At 67.2% G+C, this 2,696-nt stretch carries 1 protein-coding gene; it reads left to right on the plus strand.

The annotated features are described in order from the left end of the window. Positions 1-2,696: condensation domain-containing protein (locus AB0N90_RS37570; protein WP_365203979.1), on the plus strand; the 2,696-nt coding region annotated here is incomplete at both ends.

A 2,696-nucleotide genomic window follows, 5' to 3' on the forward strand; every position in this document is an offset into this window, starting at 1 on the left:
GAGATCCTCTGCGGCCTGTTCGCCGACATACTCGGCATCAGCGACGCCGGAATCGACGACAACTTCTTCGACCTCGGCGGCCACTCACTGCTCGCGATGCGCTTGATCAGCCGCATCCGCGCCGTACTCGGCGCCGAACTGAGCATCCGCAACCTGTTCCAGGCCCCCACCATCGCAGGCATCACCGACAACCTTCACACCGGCCCGACCCGGCCAGAACTCGGATCACAACCCCGCCCCACCCGACTACCGCTGTCCGCCTCACAACGCAGGCTGTGGTTCCTGGCCCAGATGGAGGGGCCGAGCGCGACGTACAACGCGCCGCTGAGTCTGCGGTTGCGGGGCACGGTGGACACAGCCGCGCTGCGGGCGGCGCTGTCCGATGTGGTGGACCGGCACGAGGCCCTGCGCACCGTGTTTCCCGAACAGGACGGTGAACCCTTCCAGCAGGTGCTCCTCGGTGAGCGGGCTGTCCCCGTGTTGCACGTGCGGAACTGTGCCGACGAGGACGCGTTGGCCGCCGCGGTGAAACAGGCCGAGCACTGCGTTTTCGATCTGTCGGCCGAGCTGCCGATCCGAGCGTTCTTGTTCGGTGTCAGCGCGCAGGAGCACGTACTTGTACTGGTGGTTCACCACATCGCCACCGACGGCTGGTCCTTGGCTCCGCTGATGCGTGACTTGGCGACCGCTTACCAGGCCCGGTGCGCAGGTGGTGAACCGCAGTGGTCTGCCCTGCCGGTGCAGTACGCCGACTACACCTTGTGGCAGAAGGAACTGCTGGGTTCCGCTGAGGATCCCGACAGCCGGCTCGCCGACCAGGTGAACTACTGGGCCGGCGCGCTCGCGGGAGTGCCGGATCAGCTGGAGCTGCGCTTCGACCGGCCGCGACCGGCCGAAGCCAGCTACCAGGGTGGTCGCGTGGAATGGAGCGTCGAGCCGGCACTCCACGCACAACTGAAAGAGCTGGCCGCAGCCCATCACGTCACGCTGTTCATGGTGCTGCAGGCCGGGTTGGCCGCGCTGCTGAGCAAGCTGGGTGCTGGAACGGATGTTCCGATCGGGACTTCGATCGCCGGCCGCACCGATGTAGCACTCGACGACCTGGTGGGATTCTTCGTCAACACTCTGGTGCTGCGCACCGACACCTCGGGCGATCCGACCTTCGCCGAGCTCCTGGACCGGGTCCGCGAGACGGACCTGGCCGCGTTTGCCCACCAGGACGTCCCCTTCGAACAGCTGGTGGAGGTTCTCAACCCGGCCAGGTCCACCGCCCACCACCCGCTGTTCCAGATCATGCTGGTGGTGCAGAACAACGACGAAGCCACCCTCGAACTACCCGGCCTGGAGGTGACCGCGGAACCTCCCACCTACAGCGCCGAGAAGTTCGACCTCACCGCCTCCTTCGCCGAGACCCACGACGCGTCCGGTGCCCCCGCCGGGCTCACCGCGGTCTTCAGCTACGCCACGGACCTGTTCGACCAGGCCACGATCGAGGCGCTGGCCGGCCGGCTGGTCCGCCTGCTGGACACCGTGACCGCCGATCCGAACCAGGTTCCCGGCCACCTCGATGTGCTCTCCGACGAGGAACGGCACAGGATTTTGGTCGAGTGGAACGACACCGCGGTCGAGATTCCACGGCAGTGCGCCCACGAACTGTTCGAAGCCCAGGTGCGCCGCACCCCCACGGCCACCGCCGTGGTCTGCGAAGACACCGAGATCTCCTACGAAGAGCTCAACACCCGCGCCAACCGCCTCGCGCACCACCTCATCGACCACGGAGTCGGCGCGGAAGCCCTCGTGGCCCTGGCACTCCCACGCTCCGTCGACCTCGTCGTCGCGGTTCTCGCGGTGCTGAAAGCCGGCGGTGCCTACCTGCCCATCGAGCTCAACCACCCGCAGGACCGCATCAACGACGTGATCAACGATGCGCGCCCGGTACTCACCCTCCATGAGCTGCCGGACCTGACCACCTACCCGGCGACCAACCCGGAGACTCCCACCGAACCAGCCGACCCGGCATATGTCATCTACACCTCCGGCTCAACCGGAAGGCCCAAGGGCGTAGTGATCGAACACGCCGCTCTCGGGGCCTATCTGCTCCGAGCGCGAGAGGTGTACCCCGACGCCGCCGGTACGGCGTTGGTGAATTCGTCCATCGCCTTCGACCTGACGGTCACCGCGCTCTACACACCCTTGGTGAGTGGAGGGCGCGTGATCCTGGCCGAACTGGACGAACACGCCGGGACGGTCGGCCGGCCTTCGTTCATGAAAGTCACACCGTCCCACCTCGCGATACTCGAGAGCCTCCCGGAGGAAGTCTCCCCGTCCGGAACCCTGATCCTCGGCGGGGAACCGCTGACCGGCCACGCACTGCGCAGGATGCGCGCGACGCATCCGGGCCTCACCGTGGTCAACGCCTACGGTGCCACCGAAGCCACGGTGAACAGCACCGAGTTCCGCATCGCTCCCGGGCAGCCCCTCGATTCGGGCGCGTTGCCGGTCGGCCGTCCGTTCTGGAACACGCGCGTCTATGTTCTGGACCAGTCGTTGCGGCCGGTGCCACCCGGCGTGGTGGGAGAGCTGTACGTGGCGGGTTCGGGCCTTGCCCGCGGCTACCTCAACCGGCCCGGACTGACCGCCGAACGGTTCGTCGCCAACCCCTGGGGCGACGGGGAACGCATGTACCGCACCGGTGA

The organism is Streptomyces sp. NPDC093018, from assembly GCF_040684035.1.
Classification (GTDB): domain Bacteria; phylum Actinomycetota; class Actinomycetes; order Streptomycetales; family Streptomycetaceae; genus Streptomyces; species Streptomyces murinus.